18 protein-coding genes are annotated in these 19,236 nt (G+C 69.0%); 3 read left to right on the top strand and 15 right to left on the bottom strand.

Features of this window, described 5'->3' with window-relative positions; genetic code table 11:
• Positions 1–149: 149 nt before the first annotated feature.
• The 15 genes from BM214_RS01815 to mtnA form a co-directional block, all read right to left on the bottom strand.
• On the bottom strand, positions 150–434 hold the full coding sequence (locus BM214_RS01815; RefSeq protein ID WP_090483497.1) for a ComEA family DNA-binding protein: 285 nt from the start codon (positions 432–434) through the stop codon (positions 150–152).
• Between the two features lie 103 nt (positions 435–537).
• The gene (gene pyrF, locus BM214_RS01810; protein ID WP_244887809.1) at positions 538–1,263 is read right to left on the bottom strand and encodes an orotidine-5'-phosphate decarboxylase; all 726 of its coding nucleotides are present in this window, start codon (positions 1,261–1,263) and stop codon (positions 538–540) included.
• Between the two features lie 23 nt (positions 1,264–1,286).
• The gene (gene lapB, locus BM214_RS01805) at positions 1,287–2,510 is read right to left on the bottom strand and encodes a lipopolysaccharide assembly protein LapB (RefSeq protein ID WP_090483496.1); all 1,224 of its coding nucleotides are present in this window, start codon (positions 2,508–2,510) and stop codon (positions 1,287–1,289) included.
• Between the two features lie 4 nt (positions 2,511–2,514).
• Positions 2,515–2,808 (bottom strand): LapA family protein, encoded by a 294-nt coding sequence (locus BM214_RS01800; RefSeq protein WP_090483495.1) that lies wholly within the window; start codon positions 2,806–2,808, stop codon positions 2,515–2,517.
• Positions 2,809–2,847: 39 nt separating this feature from the next.
• A complete protein-coding gene (locus tag BM214_RS01795) occupies positions 2,848–3,159 on the bottom strand; it encodes an integration host factor subunit beta (protein ID WP_090483684.1) in 312 nt (103 codons plus the stop codon).
• 127 nt (positions 3,160–3,286) lie between these two features.
• Positions 3,287–4,972: a 30S ribosomal protein S1 gene (gene rpsA, locus BM214_RS01790; RefSeq protein ID WP_090483494.1), complete on the bottom strand. Its 1,686-nt coding sequence runs from the start codon at positions 4,970–4,972 to the stop codon at positions 3,287–3,289.
• Between the two features lie 96 nt (positions 4,973–5,068).
• Entirely contained in the window at positions 5,069–5,749 is a 681-nt protein-coding gene (gene cmk, locus BM214_RS01785; RefSeq protein ID WP_090483493.1) for a (d)CMP kinase, read from the bottom strand.
• The gene (gene aroA / locus BM214_RS01780) at positions 5,746–7,071 is read right to left on the bottom strand and encodes a 3-phosphoshikimate 1-carboxyvinyltransferase (protein ID WP_244887808.1); all 1,326 of its coding nucleotides are present in this window, start codon (positions 7,069–7,071) and stop codon (positions 5,746–5,748) included. The genes cmk and aroA overlap by 4 nt, the downstream gene beginning before the upstream one ends.
• Positions 7,072–7,137: 66 nt before the next feature.
• On the bottom strand, positions 7,138–7,995 hold the full coding sequence (locus BM214_RS01775) for a prephenate dehydrogenase (RefSeq protein ID WP_090483491.1): 858 nt from the start codon (positions 7,993–7,995) through the stop codon (positions 7,138–7,140).
• A complete protein-coding gene (hisC, locus tag BM214_RS01770; protein ID WP_090483490.1) occupies positions 7,992–9,113 on the bottom strand; it encodes a histidinol-phosphate transaminase in 1,122 nt (373 codons plus the stop codon). The genes BM214_RS01775 and hisC overlap by 4 nt, the downstream gene beginning before the upstream one ends.
• A 35-nt stretch (positions 9,114–9,148) precedes the next feature.
• Complete coding sequence (pheA, locus tag BM214_RS01765; RefSeq protein WP_244887807.1) at positions 9,149–10,261, bottom strand: prephenate dehydratase; 1,113 nt, start codon at positions 10,259–10,261, stop codon at positions 9,149–9,151.
• Positions 10,262–10,322: 61 nt separating this feature from the next.
• Positions 10,323–11,486, bottom strand: coding sequence for a 3-phosphoglycerate dehydrogenase family protein (locus BM214_RS01760; RefSeq protein ID WP_090483488.1), 1,164 nt, complete (start codon positions 11,484–11,486; stop codon positions 10,323–10,325).
• Between the two features lie 5 nt (positions 11,487–11,491).
• Positions 11,492–12,574, bottom strand: coding sequence for a 3-phosphoserine/phosphohydroxythreonine transaminase (gene serC / locus BM214_RS01755; RefSeq protein WP_090483487.1), 1,083 nt, complete (start codon positions 12,572–12,574; stop codon positions 11,492–11,494).
• A gap of 50 nt (positions 12,575–12,624) precedes the next feature.
• Positions 12,625–15,231 carry a DNA gyrase subunit A gene (gene gyrA / locus BM214_RS01750; protein WP_090483486.1) on the bottom strand — a complete coding sequence of 869 codons (2,607 nt, stop codon included), beginning with the start codon at positions 15,229–15,231 and terminating at the stop codon, positions 12,625–12,627.
• Positions 15,232–15,333: 102 nt separating this feature from the next.
• Positions 15,334–16,383, bottom strand: a complete 1,050-nt coding sequence (mtnA, locus tag BM214_RS01745; protein WP_090483485.1) for an S-methyl-5-thioribose-1-phosphate isomerase — start codon at positions 16,381–16,383, stop codon at positions 15,334–15,336.
• Between the two features lie 121 nt (positions 16,384–16,504).
• On the opposite strand from mtnA, the gene BM214_RS01740 reads away from it, so the two are divergent.
• The 3 genes from BM214_RS01740 to BM214_RS01730 are packed head-to-tail and all read left to right on the top strand — an operon-like array spanning position 16,505 to position 19,232.
• On the top strand, positions 16,505–17,824 hold the full coding sequence (locus tag BM214_RS01740) for a TRZ/ATZ family hydrolase (protein WP_090483484.1): 1,320 nt from the start codon (positions 16,505–16,507) through the stop codon (positions 17,822–17,824).
• A 27-nt stretch (positions 17,825–17,851) separates the two neighbouring features.
• On the top strand, positions 17,852–18,565 hold the full coding sequence (ubiG, locus tag BM214_RS01735; protein ID WP_090483682.1) for a bifunctional 2-polyprenyl-6-hydroxyphenol methylase/3-demethylubiquinol 3-O-methyltransferase UbiG: 714 nt from the start codon (positions 17,852–17,854) through the stop codon (positions 18,563–18,565).
• Positions 18,566–18,569: 4 nt separating this feature from the next.
• A complete protein-coding gene (locus BM214_RS01730; RefSeq protein WP_280521872.1) occupies positions 18,570–19,232 on the top strand; it encodes an HAD family hydrolase in 663 nt (220 codons plus the stop codon).
• Positions 19,233–19,236 lie beyond the last annotated feature (4 nt).

Genomic DNA, 19,236 nt, shown 5'->3' with positions numbered 1-19,236 from the left:
CGTCTTCGCAATCGGATTCAATGGATGGTTTGCCAAGCATGCGCACGCCCTCCCCCAAAACACAAGGGCACCAAGGCACAGGGGTCCCAAAACACAGGGGGCGGCCTGGGCCGCCCCCTGTGTGCAACGGCGGGATCAACCGCCGTGCATTACTTCGCCGCGGCCTGCTCACCCAGGTGGATGGCATCCAGATTCTGCTCCACCGTGGCCTCGCCGATGCCGTCCACCTCGGTCAGTTCATGCACCGAGCGGAACGGCCCATGGGCCTCGCGGTAGGCGATGATGGCCTCGGCCTTCACGGGGCCGACGCCATGCAGCCCCGCTGCCAGGGCCTCGGCATCGGCCCGGTTCACATTCACCGGGTCGGCCGCCTGGGCCAGACCAGCGGCGCACAGCAGTGACACTGAAAGGGTAAGGGCGGGAAAAAGCTTCATGACCTGTCTCCTGGTTTCCGTGGATTTCCCTGGTCTTGTGGGCGCGGATCTCCTGATCCTCCATGGTGCCCACCAGTGGATCATAGTGCCTGATCTTGGGGTTTCAAGTCCCCCGGGCGGCAGCGATCTCCCGGTTCATGGCCTCCAGCACCGCCAACGGGTCCGCGGCACGGGTCACGGGCCGGCCCACCACGAGATGGGTGGCCCCATCCCCCATGGCCTGCCCCGGGGTGACCACGCGCTTCTGGTCGTCGCTGGCGCTGCCCTCCGGGCGGATGCCGGGGGTCACCTTGAGGAAGTCCGCCCCCAGGGCCCGGCGCAGCATCGGGGCCTCCCGGGCGGAACAGACCACCCCGTCCAGCCCCGCCGCGCGGGCCTCCCCGGCCAGGAACAGGGCCTGCTCCTCCAGGCCGCGCCCGATCCCCGATGCGGCCAGATCCGCCGCGTCCATGGAGGTGAGCACCGTCACGGCAATGAGCCGAGGACGGTGGGCCGCACCCTCCACCGCCTCCCGGGCCGCGGTCATCATGGCGCGCCCGCCACAGGCGTGGACATTGATCATCCATACACCCAGCCCCGCCGCCGCGCGGCAGGCCCCGGCCACGGTGTTGGGGATGTCGTGGAACTTCAGGTCCAGGAAGATCTCGAAGCCACGCCCCTGGAGGTCCTCCACCAGGGCCGGGCCGGCCGCCACGAACAGCTCGAACCCCACCTTGAGTCGACACAGACGGGGATCCAGGCGGGAGGCGAAGGCGCGGGCGGACGCCCCGTCGGGGAAGTCCAGGGCCACGATGAGGGGCTGGTCTTGGTGCATCTGGTCTTGGGCCATGGATCGCCTGTCGTTCGGGCAGTTCATCGATGGGAAGGGTCCGGTTCGCCGGGCGGGGTCAGGGAGGTCTCCGGGCGCCGCTCCGGCACCCGGTCCAGGGGACGTACGGTACTCCATCCATGGCAACCGGGGCAGTGCCAGAAGTGGCTGCGGGACTGGAAGCCGCAGCGCACGCAGCCGTAGAGGGGGCGTTCTTCCAGGTGACGCTCCAGGGCGCGGATCGCCACCCCGGTGACGCCGGCCTCCCCGGCCTCACCCCGGCCCAGCTTGATGCGCAGATACTCCAGCACCAGACCAAGGCCGATGCGTTCCCCCTGGATCTCCTCCCCCAGCAGTTCCTCCAGAGGCTGACGGCGGTCGCGCTCATTGAGGAACCGGGCCAGGGCCACCGCCGAGCACACGGTGCCGTCGTGCCGGCGCACGCTGCGCAGGAAGGCCTCGTGCCCGTCCGTATCCCTGAGCGCCTGAAAGGCCTCCCCCGCCCGGGGCAGGATCAGCGGGATGAAGGCCGCGTCCTGACGCAGCACACGCTCGTAGTGTTCGATGGCCAGACGCGGCTGCCCCTCCTCCCGGGCCAGGTCCCCCAGCAGGATGCTGGCACGGGTGCAGTCATGGTCGAAGCTGAGGGCCTTGCGCGCCCGGTGGGCCGCCTCCTGGCGGTCGCCACGGGCCCGGGCGGCCTCCCCCAGTTCGCAGTGATAGTGGGCGATGCGCTGGTTCTGGGGCTCGCTGGAGAATTCACAGAGGCGTTCACTGGCCCAGATGGCCTGGGCCCAGTCCCGTTCCCGCTCGTAGATCCCCCGCAGCCACTGATAGGCCTCGGCCTGGAGGTACCCCAGTTGGATGAGTTCGCTGAAGAGCTGTTCCGCCTTGTCCAGGACCCCGGCCTTCATGTAATCCCGGCCCAGTTCCAGGATGGCATTGGCCCTTTGCGCGGGGACAAGCCGGTGATGATCCACCAGGTGCTGGTGGATGCGGATGGCCCGGTCCACCTCCCCCCGGCGGCGGAACAGGCTACCGAGGATCAGATGGGTCTCCACCGTTTCCGGATCCACGTTCACCATCTCGAGGAAGACCTCGAGGGCGCGGTCCGACTGCTCGTTGAGCAGGTAGTTAAGGCCCTTGATGTAGTCGGCAGAAAAAACGGCGCCCCGCTCCTGTCCGGACTCGTTCCGGCAGGTGCGGCGCGCCGCCATCCATCCCGAGGCCGCCGCTACGGGGAGCAGCAGCCACAGGAGCTGCCACATGGGCTCAGACCTTGCCGGTGCTGGGCAACTGGCGCAACCGGGCGATCTCGTCCTCGGCCCGCTTGCACTTCTTGCGCAGCTGGCGCATATCCCGGCCGCGACGCATCACCAGGCCCGAACAGGCCAGGGCGCCGATGATGGCCCCAAGGAACATGCTGATGAACACCACCAGGGCCATGGGCACCTGATAGGTCTGCAGGTACAGGTTCACCGCGACGTTATCGGAGTTGATGACCGTGAAACTGGCGCCCAGCAGGACGGCCACGATGGAGAACAAGATCAGTATCAGTCGACTCATGGGCTGCTTTCCCGATTGTGGACATGCGTTGTACCCGGATCAGCGTGCGGCCACCTTCCCAGTGGTGGTTGCCGGCTCGTTGACCCGCTCCCTCAATTCCTTGCCAGGCTTGAAGTGCGGCACGTACTTGCCGGGCAGGGACACCGTCTCCCCCGTCTTGGGGTTGCGGCCCACGCGCGGCGGACGAAAGTGCAGCGAAAAGCTGCCAAAACCACGGATCTCGATGCGATCCCCGGTCGCCAGCGCCTGGCTCATCTGCTCGAGAAGGGTCTTCACGGACAGCTCGACATCCTTATACGCCAGATGGTTTTGCTTGCGAGCTAGTATATCGATGAGTTCCGATTTCGTCATCGCCCTGTCCTGATGCGCGTTGCGCGATCCCCTCATTCCGCAACGGCCACCGATCCTTCGCCCGTCACGGGGCGGCCCGGCGGTGCCATCCCTGGCGCCGACGTGATGCCGCGGCGTTCCCGTCGGGTCAGCCCTTGTCGTCCGAACCGCTGTTGCCCAGCTGCTCCTTGAGGATATCCCCCAGGGAGGTGGCGGCCACGGAGGAACTGCTGTAGTCCTGCAGGATCTCCTGCTCCTCCGCGCTCTCCTTGGCCTTGATGGACAGGGTCACGGTGCGGTTCTTGCGATCCACGCCCATGAACTTGGCATCCACCTGATCGCCCACGTTGAGCACCGTGCGGGCGTCCTCGACGCGGTCACGGGAGAGTTCGGAGGCCCGCAGGACCCCGTCCACGCCCTCGGCCAATTCCACCACGGCGGCCTTGGCATCCACCTCACGGACCGTGCCGCGCACGATGCTGCCCTTGCTGTGCTCGGCCACGAAGTTGGAGAAGGGATCCTTGTCCAGCTGCTTCAGGCCCAGGGAGATGCGCTCCCGTTCCGGATCCACGGACAGGACCACGGCCTCGATCTCCTCACCCTTGCGGAAGTTGCGCACGGCCTCCTCGCCCGGGATGTTCCAGGACAGGTCGGAGAGGTGCACCAGACCGTCGATGCCGCCATCCAGGCCGACGAAGATCCCGAAGTCGGTGATGGACTTGATGACGCCGGAGACCCGGTCGCCCTTGTTGTGCATGGCAGCGAATTCGTCCCAGGGGTTGGGCTGGCACTGCTTCATGCCCAGGGAGATGCGGCGGCGTTCCTCGTCGATGTCGAGGATCATCACCTCCACCTCGTCGCCCACGGCCACCACCTTGGCGGGGTTGACGTTCTTGTTGGTCCAGTCCATCTCGGAGACGTGCACCAGACCCTCGACCCCGTCTTCCACCTCGACGAAGCAGCCGTAGTCGGTGATGTTGGTGACCTTGCCGAAGATGCGGGTGCCCACCGGGTAGCGGCGGGTGATGTTCTCCCACGGATCCTCGCCCAGCTGCTTCAGGCCCAGGGAGACGCGGTTGCGCTCACGGTCGAACTTGAGCACCTTGACCTGGATCTCGTCGCCGATGTTGACCACCTCGGAGGGGTGCTTGACCCGCTTCCAGGCCATGTCGGTGATGTGCAGCAGGCCGTCGATGCCGCCCAGGTCCAGGAAGGCACCGTAGTCGGTGAGGTTCTTGACGATGCCGTTGAGGACCATGCCTTCCTGCAGGTTCTGCAGCAGGGCTTCGCGCTCGGCGCTGTATTCCTTCTCCACCACGGCGCGGCGGGACACCACCACGTTGTTGCGGCGCCGGTCCAGCTTGATGAGCTTGAACTCCAGTTCCTTGCCTTCCAGGTAGGCGGTGTCGCGCACGGGGCGCACGTCCACCAGGGAACCCGGCAGGAAGGCACGGATGTCCCCCAGTTCGACGGTGAAGCCGCCCTTGACCTTGCCGCTGATCATGCCGGTGATGGTCTCATCCTTCTCCATGGCCTCTTCCAGGCGTTCCCAGGCCTTGGCCCGCTTGGCCTTCTCCCGGGACATGCGGGTCTCCCCGAAGCCGTCCTCCGGGGTCTCCAGGGCGACTTCCACCTCGTCGCCCACCTGGATCTCCAGTTCTCCGTTCTCGTTGTAGAACTGCTCGGCGGGGATCACCCCTTCCGACTTCAGGCCGGCGTTCACCACCACCATATCGTTGCGGATGTCGATGACGGTGCCATGCAGAATGGAACCGGGCCGCATCTGGGTGGAGGCCATGCTCTCTTCGAGCAGTTGCGCGAAACTTTCACTCATGGGTTGATTGAACCTGCAAAGATTGGGGGTTGCAATGGCTCCCTTTGCAAACCGGTTGTTTCGGGAAGAACCCGGGCCTTCCTGCCCCGGGCGGGTTCAGCGCAGCAGGCCGCGCTGCCGCGCGGCCTGTACGATCTCGGTCAGCACCGCATCGATGCCCATGTCCGTGGAGTCCACCTCAAGGGCGTCCTCCGCAGGCCTGAGCGGCGCCACGGCCCGCTCGCTGTCGCGCCGGTCGCGCTCGGCGAGCTCACGTAAAAGGTTTTGAAGGTTAGCACTAAGCCCTTGTTCCTTCAACTGCTTGAACCGCCTGCGGGCGCGTTCCTCGCGGCTGGCCGTGAGGAAGATCTTGAGGGGGGCATGGGGGAACACCACGGTGCCCATGTCGCGGCCGTCCGCCACCAGACCCGGGGGGGACTGGAAGTCCCGCTGGCGCGCCAGCAGGGCCTCGCGCACGGCCGGGATCGCCGCCACCCGCGAGGCCGCTTCGCCACAGGCCTCGGTGCGCAGCTCGGAGGCCACCACCTCGCCATCCAGAAGGGTCCGGCTCTCCCCCGCGCCGTCCAGCTCGAAGCGCACGTCCAGGCCCCGGGCCAGTTCCGCCAGGGCGTCGGCGTCGTCCAGGGGCAGCTCGCGGCGCAGGGCCGCCAGGGCCACCAGGCGGTAGAGGGCGCCACTGTCCAGGAAGGACCAACCCAGGCGCTCCGCCAGCAGGCGGCTGACGGTGCCCTTGCCCGACCCCCCGGGGCCGTCGATGGTGATCACGGGTACGCTCATGCCCCATTCTCCTCGGCTTCGATGGGCAGTCCCGCCCCGGCCGCCAGGGAGACAAAGCCGGGAAAGGAGGTGTTGACGTTGGCGCAATGGCGGATGCGGATGGGCCCACGGGCCCGCAGGGCAGCCATGGCGAAGGCCATGGCGACGCGGTGATCCCCATGGCTGTCCACCTCGCCGCCGTCCGGGTCCCCGCCCTGGATGACCATACCGTCGGCGGTGGGCTCGGCCTGGATGCCCAGGCGCAGGAGACCGTCGGCCATCACCTGGATACGGTCGCTCTCCTTCACCCGCAGCTCCGCGGCATCGGTGAGCACGGTACGCCCCCGGGCGCAGGCGGCGGCCACGAACAGGGCGGGGAACTCATCGATGGCCAGGGGCACCAGGGCCGGGGGGATCTCCACGCCCTGCAGCGGCGCGGAGCTCACCGTCAGGTCCGCCACCGGCTCCCCCCCCACCTCCCGTGGGTTCTCCACACGGATGTCGGCCCCCATGAGGCGCAGGATGTCGATGACCCCGGTACGGGTGGGGTTCATGCCCACATGCTCCAGGGTGAGACGGCAGTCCGGGGCGATGCTGGCCCCCACCAGGAAGAAGGCCGCCGAGGAGATATCCCCGGGCACCTGGATGCGGGTGCCCTGGAGGCGCCCCCCACCCTGCAGGCAGACGCGCCCCTCGCCGCGCTCCACGGCGAGGCCGAAGCCCGCCAGCATGCGCTCGGTATGGTCCCGGGTGGGGGCGGGCTCGGTGATGCAGGTGCGCCCCCGGGCATAGAGCCCGGCCAGGAGCAGGCTGGATTTCACCTGGGCGCTGGCCACCGGCAGGGCGTAGTCCCTGCCCTGGAGCGGGGTGCCACCGTGGATATGCAGCGGCGGCGTGCCGTCGGCACTGGTGTCGATCCGCGCCCCCATGCGCGCCAGGGGATCGGTGACCCGGCGCATGGGGCGGCGGGTCAGGGAGGCGTCGCCGGTGAGCACGGTGTCGAAGGGCTGGCCGGCGAGCAGGCCGGCCATGAGGCGCATGGAGGTGCCGGAATTACCCATGTCCAGGGGGGCTGCAGGGGCCCGCAGGCCGTGCAGCCCCACACCCCGGATGCGCACCTCGCCGTCCTCCGGGCCCTGGATATCCACCCCCAGGGCACGAAAGGCCCGCAGGGTGGCCAGGCAGTCCTCCCCTTCCAGGAAGCCGCCGACCCGGGTCTCCCCCTCGGCCAGGGCCCCCAGCATGATGGCACGGTGGGAGATGGACTTGTCCCCGGGCACCCGCAGGCGACCGGCCAGCGTGCCCCGGGGGGCCACGCGCAGGGTGAGATCGTCAGCGGCCACCGTGGGGCCTCCCCTCCGGGCGGCGGCCCGGGATCTGTGCATGATGCGGTGTCATTCCCCTCCCCTTCACTGGCAGAACTCGTCCCGTGCGGCCTTCGCCCGCTGGAAGATCTCCAGCAGGGCGTCCCCGTCCTGCGCCTCGATGGCCCGGGTGATGAGGCCCAGATCCTGCTGATACCCCGCCATGACCTGCAGGATGGCCTCCCGGTTGGCCAGGCAGATGTCCCGCCACATCACGGGATCGCTGGAGGCGATGCGGGTGAAATCGCGAAAGCCCCCGGCGGCATAGCGGAAGATCTCGTCCCGTTCCCCCATGCGGGCCAGGCTGTCCACCAGACCGAAGGCCAGCAGGTGCGGCAGGTGACTGGTGGCCGCCAGCACCTCGTCGTGATGGGCCACCGACAGGGTCTCCACCACGGCGCCGGTCTCCTCCCACATGGTGCGCACCCGCGCCAGGGCCCCCAGATCGGAGGTCTCCAGGGGCGTGAGGATCACCCGCCGGCCGTGGAACAGGCCCGGGAAGGCGGCGCTGACGCCGCTCTTCTCGGTGCCGGCGATGGGATGCCCGGGCACGAAGTTCAGGGGCATCTCACCAAAGCCCTCGCGCACCGCCTCCACCACGCTGCCCTTGGCGCTGCCCACGTCGGTGAGGGCCGCCTCGGGGGCGAGATGGCCGCGGATGGCGGCGCAGACGGCACGCATGGCCCCCAGGGGGACGGCCAGGACCACCATGTCCGCCCCCTGCACCGCCTCGGCCGGATCCAGGGTATAGCGGTCGATCACCCCCCGCTCCAGGGCCTGGCGCAGGTGTTCTTCGGAACGGGAGCAGCCCACCACCTCGTGGCAGGTGCCCGCCGCCCGCAGGGCCATGGCCAGGGAGCCGCCGATGAGGCCCACGCCAAAGATCGTCAGTCGTTTGATCATGCGCCCACCACCTGATCCAGTGCCTCCATGAAGCGGCGGTTCTCGTGGGCCCGGCCCACGGTCACCCGCAGGTGCCGGGACAGACCGTAGCCGGCGATGGGGCGCACGATGACGCCCTGGTGCAACAGGGCCTGGTACACCGGCTCCGCCTCACGCCCCACATCGATGCTGAGGAAGTTGCCCACCGAGGGGATATAGCCCAACCCCCGCTCGCGGCAGGCGGCGGTGAGCCAGGCCAGCCCCTCCCGGTTCACCCGCACCGACTCCTGCACATGGGCGGTGTCGTCCAGGGCCTCCAGGGCCGCCGCCTGGGCCAGGGTGCTGGTGTTGAAGGGCTGACGCACGCGGTTGAGGATATCCGCCACCTCGGGGCTGGAGGCGGCATAGCCGATGCGCAGTCCGGCCAGGCCGTGGATCTTGGAGAAGGTGCGGGTCACCACCAGATTGGGAAATTCCGCCAGCCAGCGGGTGGTATCGGGATAATCGGCCTCCTCCACGTATTCGCAATAGGCCTCGTCCACCACCACCAGGGTGGTCCCGGGCAGGGACCGGATGAAATCATACAGAGCCTTGCCATCCAGCCAGGTGCCGGTGGGGTTGTTGGGATTGGCGATGAACACCACCCGGGTGTCTGCGTCCACCCGCGCGGCCAGGGCCTCCAGATCGTGTCCGTAGGGCGTGGCATGGTCCGCGGCATGGGCCGGGGCCATGTGCAGGTCGGCCCCCACCGCCTGGCAGGCCAGGGGGTAGACGGCAAAGGCATGGGCGGAGAAGACGGCGTTGCGCTCCGGCCCCAGGTAGGCCCGGGCGAGCAGTTCCAGGACATCGTTGGAGCCGTTGCCCAGGGTGATGCACTCGGGCTCCACGTCCAGCTCTCGGGCCAGGCGCTGGCGCAGGGCAAAGCCGTTGCCGTCGGGGTAGCGGGCCAGCTGATCCAGCAGTCCGCCCAGGGCCTGCACGGCCCGGGGGCTGGGCCCCAGGGGGTTCTCGTTGGAGGCCAGCTTCAGGCTGTCGGAGATGCCCAGTTCCCGCTCCAGCTCCTCCACCGGCTTGCCGGGCTGGTAGGGCGTCAGCTTCTGCACCCCGGCATTGGCCAGGGCTCGGTAATCACAACTCATGTCGACTCCAGGATGGTTTGATCCGCGATGCGGCCCTAGAGGACCGCCTTGGGATAGGATCCCAGCACCTTCACCAGCTCCGCCTCCCGGCGCAGGGCCTCCAGGGCCCGGGCCACCCGGGGTTCCTGCGCGTGCCCCTCGAGATCAATGAAGAAGACGTACTCCCAGTTCACGCATTGGGAAGGCCGGGACTCGATGCGGGTCATGCTCACGTCGTTCTCGGCGAACGGCGACAGCAGCCCGTGCAGGGAACCGGGGCGGTTGCGGGCGGAGACCAGCAGGGAGGTCTTGTCCTGACCGGAGGGGCCGCTGGGCTGGCGTCCGATCACCAGAAAGCGGGTGGTGTTGTCGGGGGAATCCTCGATATTGGCCGCCAGCACCTGCAGGCCATAGAGTTCCGCCGCCGCCTCGCTGGCGATGGCCGCGGCCCCCGCCTCCCCGGCGGCGCGCCGGGCCGCCTCGGCGTTGCTGCTCACCGGCAGGCGCTCGGCCTGGGGGAGCCGGGCATCCAGCCATTCCCGGCACTGGGCCAGGGACTGCTGATGGGAATAGACCCGCAGTATTTGCCCGCCGTCTGCATCCTGCCCCAGCAGGTGGTGGTGGATGCGCATCTCCACCTCGCCGCAGATGTGCAGCGGGGATTGCATGAAACGGTCCAGGGTATGGGTCACCACCCCCTCGGTGGAGTTCTCCACGGGGACCACGCCGTACTGGACGCTGCCGGATTCCACCTCGCGGAAGACCTCGTCGATGGCGCTCATGGCCACGGTCTGCACGGAATGGCCGAAGTGCTTGAGGGCGGCAGCCTGGGTGAAGGTGCCCTCGGGGCCGAGGAAGGCCACCGAAAGGGGCTGTTCCAGGGCCAGGCAGGCGGACATGATCTCCCGGAACAGCCGGGTCATCTCCTCCCGGTCCAAGGGGCCGGGATTGCCCCCATGGATGCGCCGCAGCACCTGCGCCTCCCGTTCGGGGCGGTAGAAGGTGGCCGCAGGGTCCGCCTCCCGCTTGATGCGGGCTACCTCCTGGGCGCAGGCGGCGCGTTCGCTGATCAGCTGCATGATGCGCTGATCCAGGTCGTCGATGCGCTCCCGGATGGCCTCCAGGGCGGCGTCGTCGCCGCCCGCGGTGTTCTGCCCGTCAGCGGTCACGGTCACACCCCATGGGACGGCGCCCGTCATGTACCTGATAGCGGATCCCCACGGCCCGACCCTAGAGGACGCGCATCCTGAGGACGCCATCGATGCCGGCGATGCCCCGGGCCGCCTCCTCGTCGATGACCCCTTCCGTGTCGATGAGGCTGTAGGCCAGCCCGGCGCGGGACTCGTTCACCATGTGCACGATATTGATGCCGTTCTGGCCCAGCACATGGGAGATCTGCCCCACCATGTCCGGGCGGTTGCGGTTGATGATGGCCAGGCGGGCATCCCCGGCCCGGGGCAGGTGCACCTCGGGCAGGTTCACGGCGTTGCGCACGTTGCCATGTTCCAGGTAGTCCCGCAGCTGATCCGCCACCATGACGGCGCAGTTCTCCTCCGCCTCCACGGTAGAGGCCCCCAGGTGCGGCAGGGCGATGACCCGGTCGTGGCCCTGCAATTGGCGGCTAGGGAAATCGCAGACATAGGCGTGCACATGCCCTGCGTCCAGGGCCTCCACCATGGCGGCGGCATCCACGATGCCGTCCCGGGCGAAGTTGAGCAGTACGCTGCCCGGGCGCAGGGACCGGATGCGGTCGGCGTCGAGGAGATGGCGGGTGTGCTCGTTCAGGGGCACGTGCAGGCTGATCATGTCGCAGCGGGCCACCAGGTCGTCCACACTGGCGGCCTGGTGCACCCCGGCATCCAGCTGCCAGGCGCGTCCGACGGTCATGTGGGGGTCATAGCCCACCACCTCCATGCCCAGCCCGCGGGCGGCGTTGGCCACCTGCACGCCGATGGCCCCCAGACCGATCACCCCCAGGGTGCGGCTGGTGAGCTCGAACCCGGCGAAGCGCTTCTTGCCCGCCTCCACCTGGCGATGCAGTTCGGCATCGTCCCCCTGGAGCTCGCGGGTGTAGGCCCAGGCCTGGCAGATGTTGCGGGCCGCCAGGAGCATGCCCGCCAGCACCAGTTCCTTGACGGCGTTGGCGTTGGCCCCGGGGGCGTTGAACACCGCGATCCCCCGCTCGCTGAGGGCCTCCACGGGGATGTTGTTCACCCCGGCACCGGCCCGGCCCACCGCCTTGAGCCCCTCGGGGATCTCCATGGTGTGCATGTCGAAGGAACGCACCAGGATGGCGTCGGGATGGGAGATCTCCGAGGCCACCTCGTAGTGCTCGCGCCCGAAGCGCTCCAGCCCCTTGGTGGCGATGTGGTTCAGGGTGAGGATGCGGTACATGGCGGTCAGGCCTTGCGCTGTTCGAAATCGGCCATGAACTCCACCAGGGCGTCCACGCCGGCCTCGGGCATGGCGTTGTAAAGGCTCGCGCGCATGCCGCCCACGGAGCGGTGGCCCTTGAGGTTGACCAGCCCCGCCTGCTCCGCCTCCTTCAGGAAGAGGCCGTCCAGCTCCGGATCGGCCAGGGTGAAGGGCACGTTCATGAGGGAACGGGCCGAGGGCTCCACCGGATTGGAATAGAAGGCCGAGTTGTCGATGGCGTTGTAGAGCTTCTGCGCCTTGCGGCGGTTCAGGGTTTCCATCGCCTCCAGTCCCCCCTGGGCCTTGAGCCACTGGAACACCAACCCCGCCAGGTACCAGCCATAGGTGGGCGGGGTGTTGGACATGGACCCGGCCTCGGCCTGGACCCGGTAGTCCAGCACGGAGGGCACCTGGGGCGTGGCATGGCCGACCAGGTCGTCGCGCACGATCACCAGGGTCAGCCCCGCAGGCCCGATGTTCTTCTGGGCCCCGGCATAGAGGAGCCCGAAGCGGGACACGTCCACGGGCCGGGAGAGGATGGTGGAGGACATGTCCGCCACCAGGGGCACGTCACCGCTGTCGGGGATCCAGGGGAATTCCAGGCCGCCGATGGTCTCGTTGGGAGTGTAGTGCAGATAGGCGGCCTGCGGGTCCCGCTGCCAGGTCTCGAAGGGGGGGATGGAGGTGAAGCCGTCGGCCTCACTGCTGGCCACCACGTTCACCTCGGCGTACTTGCGGGCCTCGGCGATGGCCTTCTTCGACCAGGCGCCGGTGTTGACGTAATCGGCGCGGCGACGCTCCCCCAGCAGGTTCATGGGGATGGCGGCGAACTGGGCCGAGGCCCCGCCCTGGAGGAACAGGACGCGGTAGTTCTCGGGCACCCGCATCAGGTCCCGCAGGTCCTGCTCGGCGCGTTCGGCGATGGAGACGAAGGCCTTGCCCCGGTGGCTCATCTCCATCACGGACATGCCCGTGCCGTTCCAGTCCAGCATCTCGTCGCGGGCGCGCTCCAGCACCGGTTCGGGCAGGACGGCGGGGCCGGCGCTGAAGTTATAGACACGTGTCATGGCTTGCTCCTGGTTTGCATCGCGGATGGGCCCGGGGGCCCGGACGGGGTTCAAGGGGCGGGGGTGTCCCCTTCGCTGGCTTCTCCCTCGGGGTCATCATCCCCCTCCCCTGCGTCGCCCTCGGCATCACCGTTGAGCCCTTCCACCCGGGCCATCTCCACCAGCTTCTCCTGATCCGAGAGGCGAATCAAGCGCACCCCCTGGGTGTTGCGGCCCAGCACGGGGATGTCCGCCACCGGGGTGCGCACCAGGATGCCGCCGTTGGTGATGAGCATGGCCTGGTCCTCCTCCGCCACCAGGCAGGCCCCCACCACGTCCCCGTTGCGCCCCCCGGTCTGGATGGCGATCACCCCCTGGCCACCGCGGCCGTGCAGGGGGAAGTCCGTGGGGGAGGTGCGTTTGCCGTAGCCGTTCTCCGTGGCCACCAGGATGGTGCCCTGGTCCACGATGATGAGGGAGATCACCTGCTGGCCTTCGGCCAGCCGCATGCCGCGCACCCCGGCCGCGGTGCGGCCCATGGCGCGCACGGCGTCCTCGGTGAAGCGGATGGCCTTGCCGGCGGAACTCAGGAGCATCACGTCCTGGCAGCCGTCGGTGAGCTTCACGTCCACCAGCCAGTCGTCCTCACGCAGGCCCACGGCGATGATGCCGTTGCTGCGGGGGCGGGAGAACTCCACCAGCGGGGTCTTCTTCACGACCCCCTGGCTGGTGGCCATGAAGACATAGTGATCCTCGCGGTACTCGCGCACCGGCAGGATGGCGTTGACCCGTTCCGTTTCCTCCAGGGGCAGGAGGTTGACGATGGGGCGGCCGCGGGCGGTGCGGCTGCCCAGGGGCAGTTCGTAGACCTTGAGCCAGTAGGCCTTGCCGTGGCTGGTGAAGCACAGGATGGTGTCGTGGGTGTTGGCCACCACCAGGCGGTCCACGAAGTCCTCGTCCCGGAAGCTGGCGGCGGCCTTGCCGCGGCCGCCCCGCTTCTGCGCGCGGTAGGCGGTGAGGGGCTGATACTTCACGTAGCCCGCGTGGGAGAGGGTGACCACCACGTCCTCCTCGTGGATCAGGTCCTCCAGGGTGAGATCCTTCTGACGGGCGAGGATCTCCGTACGGCGGGCGTCGCCGTACTGCTCCCGCATGGCCACCAGTTCCTCGCGGATCACCTCCATGAGCCGGCCGGGGCGGGCCAGGATCTCCAGAAGATCGGCGATGCGATCCAGCAATTCCCCGTACTCGCCGACGATCTTGTCCTGCTCCAGGCCGGTGAGGCGGTGCAGGCGCAGATCCAGGATCGCCTGGGCCTGGGCCTCCGAGAGGCGGTAGCCATCCTCCTGCAGGCCGTATTCCGGGGCCAGGTCCTCGGGGCGGGAGGTGCGCGCGCCGGCGCGGTCCAGCATGTCCATCACCACGCCGGGGGCCCAGAGGCGTTCCAGCAGGCCGGCCCGGGCCTCGGCGGGGCTGGAGGAGGCCTTGATCAGGGCGATCACCTCGTCGATATTGGCCAGGGCCACCGCCAGGCCCTCCAGCACATGGGCCCGTTCCCGGGCCTTGCGCAGGTCGTAGACCGTGCGCCGGGTCACCACCTCCCGGCGGTGGCGCAGGAAGGCCTCCAGCACCTGCTTCAGGTCCAGCAGCCGCGGCTGGCCGTCCACCAGGGCCACCATGTTGATGCCGAAGACATTCTGCATCTGGGTGTGCATGTAGAGGTTGTTGAGCACCACCTCCGGCACCTCGCCGCGCTTGAGCTCCACCACCATGCGCATGCCTTCCTTGTCGGACTCGTCCCGCAGTTCGCTGATGCCCTCCAGCTTCTTTTCCTTTACCAGCTCGGCGATGCGCTCCAGCAACCGGGCCTTGTTCACCTGGTAGGGCAGTTCCGTGACGACGATGGCCTGGCGGCCGCTGTCGTCATCGGTCTCGATGTGGGAGCGGGCACGCACATAGACCCGCCCGCGGCCGGTGCGGTAGGCCTCGTGGATGCCGCGGTCGCCGTTGATCACACCGGCGGTGGGGAAATCCGGCCCCGGCAGGTGGGCCATGAGCGCGTCCACGTCCAGTTCCGGATCGTCGATGAGGGCGACGCAGGCGTTCACCACCTCGGTGAGGTTGTGGGGCGGGATGTTGGTGGCCATGCCCACGGCGATGCCGGCGGAGCCGTTGATGAGCAGGTTGGGCAGCTGCGTGGGGAAGACGGAGGGCTCGGTCTCGGAGCCGTCGTAGTTGTCGACGAAATCCACCGTCTCCTTGTCGATGTCCGCCAGCAGCTCGTGGGCGATGCGCGCCATGCGCACCTCGGTGTAACGCATGGCCGCCGGCGCGTCCCCGTCCACGGAGCCGAAGTTGCCCTGCCCGTCCACCAGCATGTAGCGCATGGAGAAGGGCTGGGCCATGCGTACGATGGTGTCGTATACGGCGGAATCGCCATGGGGATGGTACTTACCGATGACATCCCCCACCACGCGGGCGGATTTCTTGTAGGGCTTGTTCCAGTCGTTGCCCAGCTCGCGCATGGCATAGAGCACGCGCCGGTGCACCGGCTTGAGGCCGTCGCGCACGTCCGGCAGGGCGCGGCCGATGATGACGCTCATGGCGTAGTCCAGGTAGGACTGACGCATCTCGTCTTCCAGATTGACGGGCAGGATCTCTTTGGCGAAGTCGACCATTCAGTCTCGGGTCCCGATGGTGAACGTGGGAGGACTGGAAATAAGCCAGCAAGGATACCACATCCCCGGATGCGGCATCAGGACGGCATCCGGGGGCGGCATTCAGTCCAGCAGAGACGTCACCCCGCGCCCGCCGGGGTGTTCCACCACCCCCTTCTCGGTGACGATGGCGTCGATCAGCTCCGCCGGGGTCACGTCGAAGGCCGGGTTCCAGGCCCCGGCCCCCTCGGCGGCCACCCGCTGACCCGCCAGTTCCAGCACCTCCTCCTCTCCCCGCTGCTCGATGGGGATGGCGCTGCCGTTCGCCGCGTCGGCATCGATGGTGCTGGTGGGGGCCACCACCATGAAGCCCACGCCGTGGTGGCGCGCCAGCACCGCCAGGCCATAGGTGCCCACCTTGTTGGCGGTGTCGCCGTTGGCGGCGATGCGGTCCGCCCCCACCACCACCCAGCCCACGCGCCCCTGACGCATAAGACCGGCGGCGGCCCCTTCGCAGAGCAGGGTCACGGGGATATCGTCCTGCACCAGTTCCCAGGCGGTGAGGCGGCTGCCCTGGAGCCAGGGCCGGGTCTCGTCGGCATAGACATGGCCGATGCGGCCCTGGGCAAAGGCGCTGCGGATCACCCCCAGGGCCGTGCCGTAGCCGGCCGTGGCCAGGGAACCGGCGTTGCAGTGGGTGAGCACATCCTGTCCCGGGGGGATGAGGGCCGCCCCCAGGTCGCCCATGCGCCGGTTGCCCGCCACGTCCGCCTCATGGATGCCCTGCGCCGCCGCCAGCAGGGCCGGCTCCGGGTCCGCCTCCGCCGGCAGGCCGTCCATCACCTGCCGCATGTGCCCCAGGGCCCAGAACAGATTCACCGCCGTGGGGCGGGAATCCGCCAGGGCCTGCAGGGCGGGTTCCATGGCCCGGCGCCAGTCCGGACCCGCCTCCCGCCAGGCGGCGCGCCCGGCCAGGACCGCGGCATAGGCGGCGGCAACACCGATGGCCGGGGCGCCGCGCACCACCATGTTGCGGATGGCCCCGGCCGCCTCCGTGGCCGAGTCCAGGTCCACGTGGACACAGCGCTGGGGCAGCAGGCGCTGATCCAGCAGCCTCAGGTGGGTGCCGGTCCACTGCACGGCGCGGATGGAATCGTGGTCGTAGGTGCTCATGGGCTGGGTCGGGTCATATGGATGGGATCGGCTCCGTACTGTGCCAGCATGGCCCGCGAGGTGCCAGATCCCTCCCGCGGGTGCGCTTGTCCCGGATCCTGCGGGACGTTATCTTTCGGCCATGCAGACCATCGACAAACTGATCTCGGCGCCCTGGATCATCCCCGTGGAGCCGCAGGGGCGGGTGCTGGAAGACCATGCCCTGGCCATCCACGAGGGGCGCATCCTGGAACTGCTGCCCACAGAGGAGGCCCAGGCCCGCTACCGACCCGAGACCCACCGCCGTCTGGAGCGCCACGCCCTCATCCCCGGCCTGGTCAACGCCCACACCCACAGCCCCATGACCCTGTTGCGGGGCCTGGCGGACGACCTGCCGCTGATGGACTGGCTGCAGAACCACATCTGGCCGGCGGAGGGGCGCTTCGTGGGCGAGGGCTTCGTACACGACGGCACGCTGCTGGCCGCGGCGGAGATGATCCGCGGCGGCACCACCTGCTTCAACGACATGTACTTCTTCCCCGAGACCACCGGGCAGGTGGCCGCCCGCGCCGGTCTGCGGGCGGTGCTGGGGCTCATCGTCATCGACTTCCCCAGCGCCTGGGCGGGGGACGCCGAGGAGTACATCACCAAGGGGCTGGACATCCACGACCGTTATAAGGGCGACGCCCTGCTCTCCTTCTGCTTCGCGCCCCATGCCCCCTACACCGTGGGCGACGACCCCCTGGGGCGCCTGGCCACCCTGGCGCAAGAGCTGGAGATTCCCGTGCACATGCACGTGCACGAGACCGCCCACGAGGTGGAGGAGTCCGTCGCCCGCTTCGGCATGCGCCCCCTGGAGCGCCTGGCCCGCCTGGGGCTGGTGGGCCCCAACCTCCTGGGGGTGCACATGACCCAGCTGGAGGCCTCCGAGATCCGCTACCTGGCGGACACCGGCGCCCACGTGGTCCATTGTCCCGAATCCAATCTCAAGCTGGCCTCGGGGTTCTGCCCGGTGCAGGCCCTGGTGGAGGCGGGGGTGAACGTGGCCCTGGGGACCGACGGCACCGCCAGCAACAATGACCTGGACCTGCTGGGGGAGATGCGCACCGCGGCGCTCCTGGCCAAGGGGGTGAGCGGTGACGCCGCCGCCCTGCCCGCCCACACCGCCCTGCGCATGGCCACCCTCAACGGTGCCCGGGCCCTGGGCCTGGGGGAGAGCACCGGCTCCCTGGAGCCGGGCAAGAGCGCCGACATCACCGCCGTGGACCTGGGGGAACTGGAGACCCTACCCCTGTACGATCCGGTCTCTCATCTGGTCTATGCCGCCTCCCGCCACCAGGTGAGCGATGTCTGGGTGGCCGGCCGCCCCCTGCTCAGGGACCGGCAGCTCACCACCATCGACCTGCCGGACCTGCGCCGGCGCGTAGCCGACTGGCAACGCCGCATCGCCGAGGCCGACTGATCCGCACCCACCGGGATGCCCACCGCCATGTGTGAACCTCAGCGCAACGCCGACGACGTCGAACTGGCCAAGTTCGATGACCTCTCCCGCCACTGGTGGGACCCGGAGGGGGCATGCCGCCCCCTGCACGAGATCAACCCCGTGCGCCTGGGCTTTGTCGAGGAACGCAGCGGCGGCCTTGCGGGCCTGCGGGTGCTGGACGTGGGCTGCGGCGGCGGCCTGCTGGCCGAGGCCATGGCCCGCCGGGGGGCCCGGGTCACCGGCATCGACCTGGGGGAAGGGGCCCTGGACGTGGCCCGCCTGCACCTGCTGGAGTCGGGCCTGGAGGTGGACTACCGCTGCATCGCCGTGGAGGACCTGGCGGCGGAACAACCGGAATCCTTCGACGTGGTCACCTGCATGGAACTGCTGGAACACGTCCCCGACCCGCGCTCCGTGATCCATGCGTGTGCCCGCCTGCTCCAACCCGGCGGCCATCTCTGCGTGGCCACCCTCAATCGCACCCCCAAGGCCTTCGCCCTGGCCATCGTCGGGGCCGAGTACCTGCTGCGCTGGCTGCCCCGGGGCACCCACCAGTTCTCCCGCTTCATCCGGCCCTCGGAACTGGACGGCTGGATGCGCGACAGCGGCCTGGCGCTGCGCGGCCTCACCGGCATGCACTACGACCCCCTGCACCGCCGCTACTACCTGGGCCCGGGGGTGGAGGTGAACTACCTGGCCCACGCCGTGCGGGAGGACTGATCCCGTGCAAACCCTGCTGCTGGATCTGGACGGCACCCTGGCGGACACCGCCCCGGACATGCATGCCGCCCTCTGCCGCCTGCAAACCCGCCACGGTGTGGATCCCCTGCCCTTCGAGGCGGTGCGCGACCACGTCTCCCACGGCTCCGTGGCCCTGGTGCGGTTGGGATTCCCCGGGATCGAGGGAGAGACCTTCGAGGACCTGAAGCGGCAGTACCTGGACCTCTATGCCCAGGCCCTGCACGTGGAGACCCGGCTCTTCCCCGGCATGGCCAAGATCCTGGAGGGGATCGAGGCCCGGGGGATGAACTGGGGCGTGGTCACCAACAAACCCGGCTGGCTCACCGACCCCCTGCTGCGCGCCATGGGGCTGTACGAACGGGCGGCCACGGTCATCAGCGGCGACACCACCCCCGAGCGCAAACCCCATCCCCTGCCCCTGCTCCAGGCCTGCCGGGAGGCGGGCAGCACCCCGCAGCGATGCCTCTACATCGGCGACGCCCTGCGGGACATCCAGGCGGGACGCGCCGCCGGCATGGTCACCCTCACCGCCCTCTACGGCTACATCGATGCGGACCAGACCCCGGATACCTGGGGGGCCGACGGCTGCATCCGCCACCCCGAGGAGATCCTGCCCTGGCTGAGCCCGGTGCATCGGGCCTCCTGAGCCA

This window comes from Ectothiorhodospira mobilis (genome assembly GCF_900114895.1).
GTDB lineage: Bacteria > Pseudomonadota > Gammaproteobacteria > Ectothiorhodospirales > Ectothiorhodospiraceae > Ectothiorhodospira > Ectothiorhodospira mobilis_A.
Note: the sequence above shows the minus strand (reverse complement) of the source record. Positions and strands in the feature narration are given on the sequence as shown.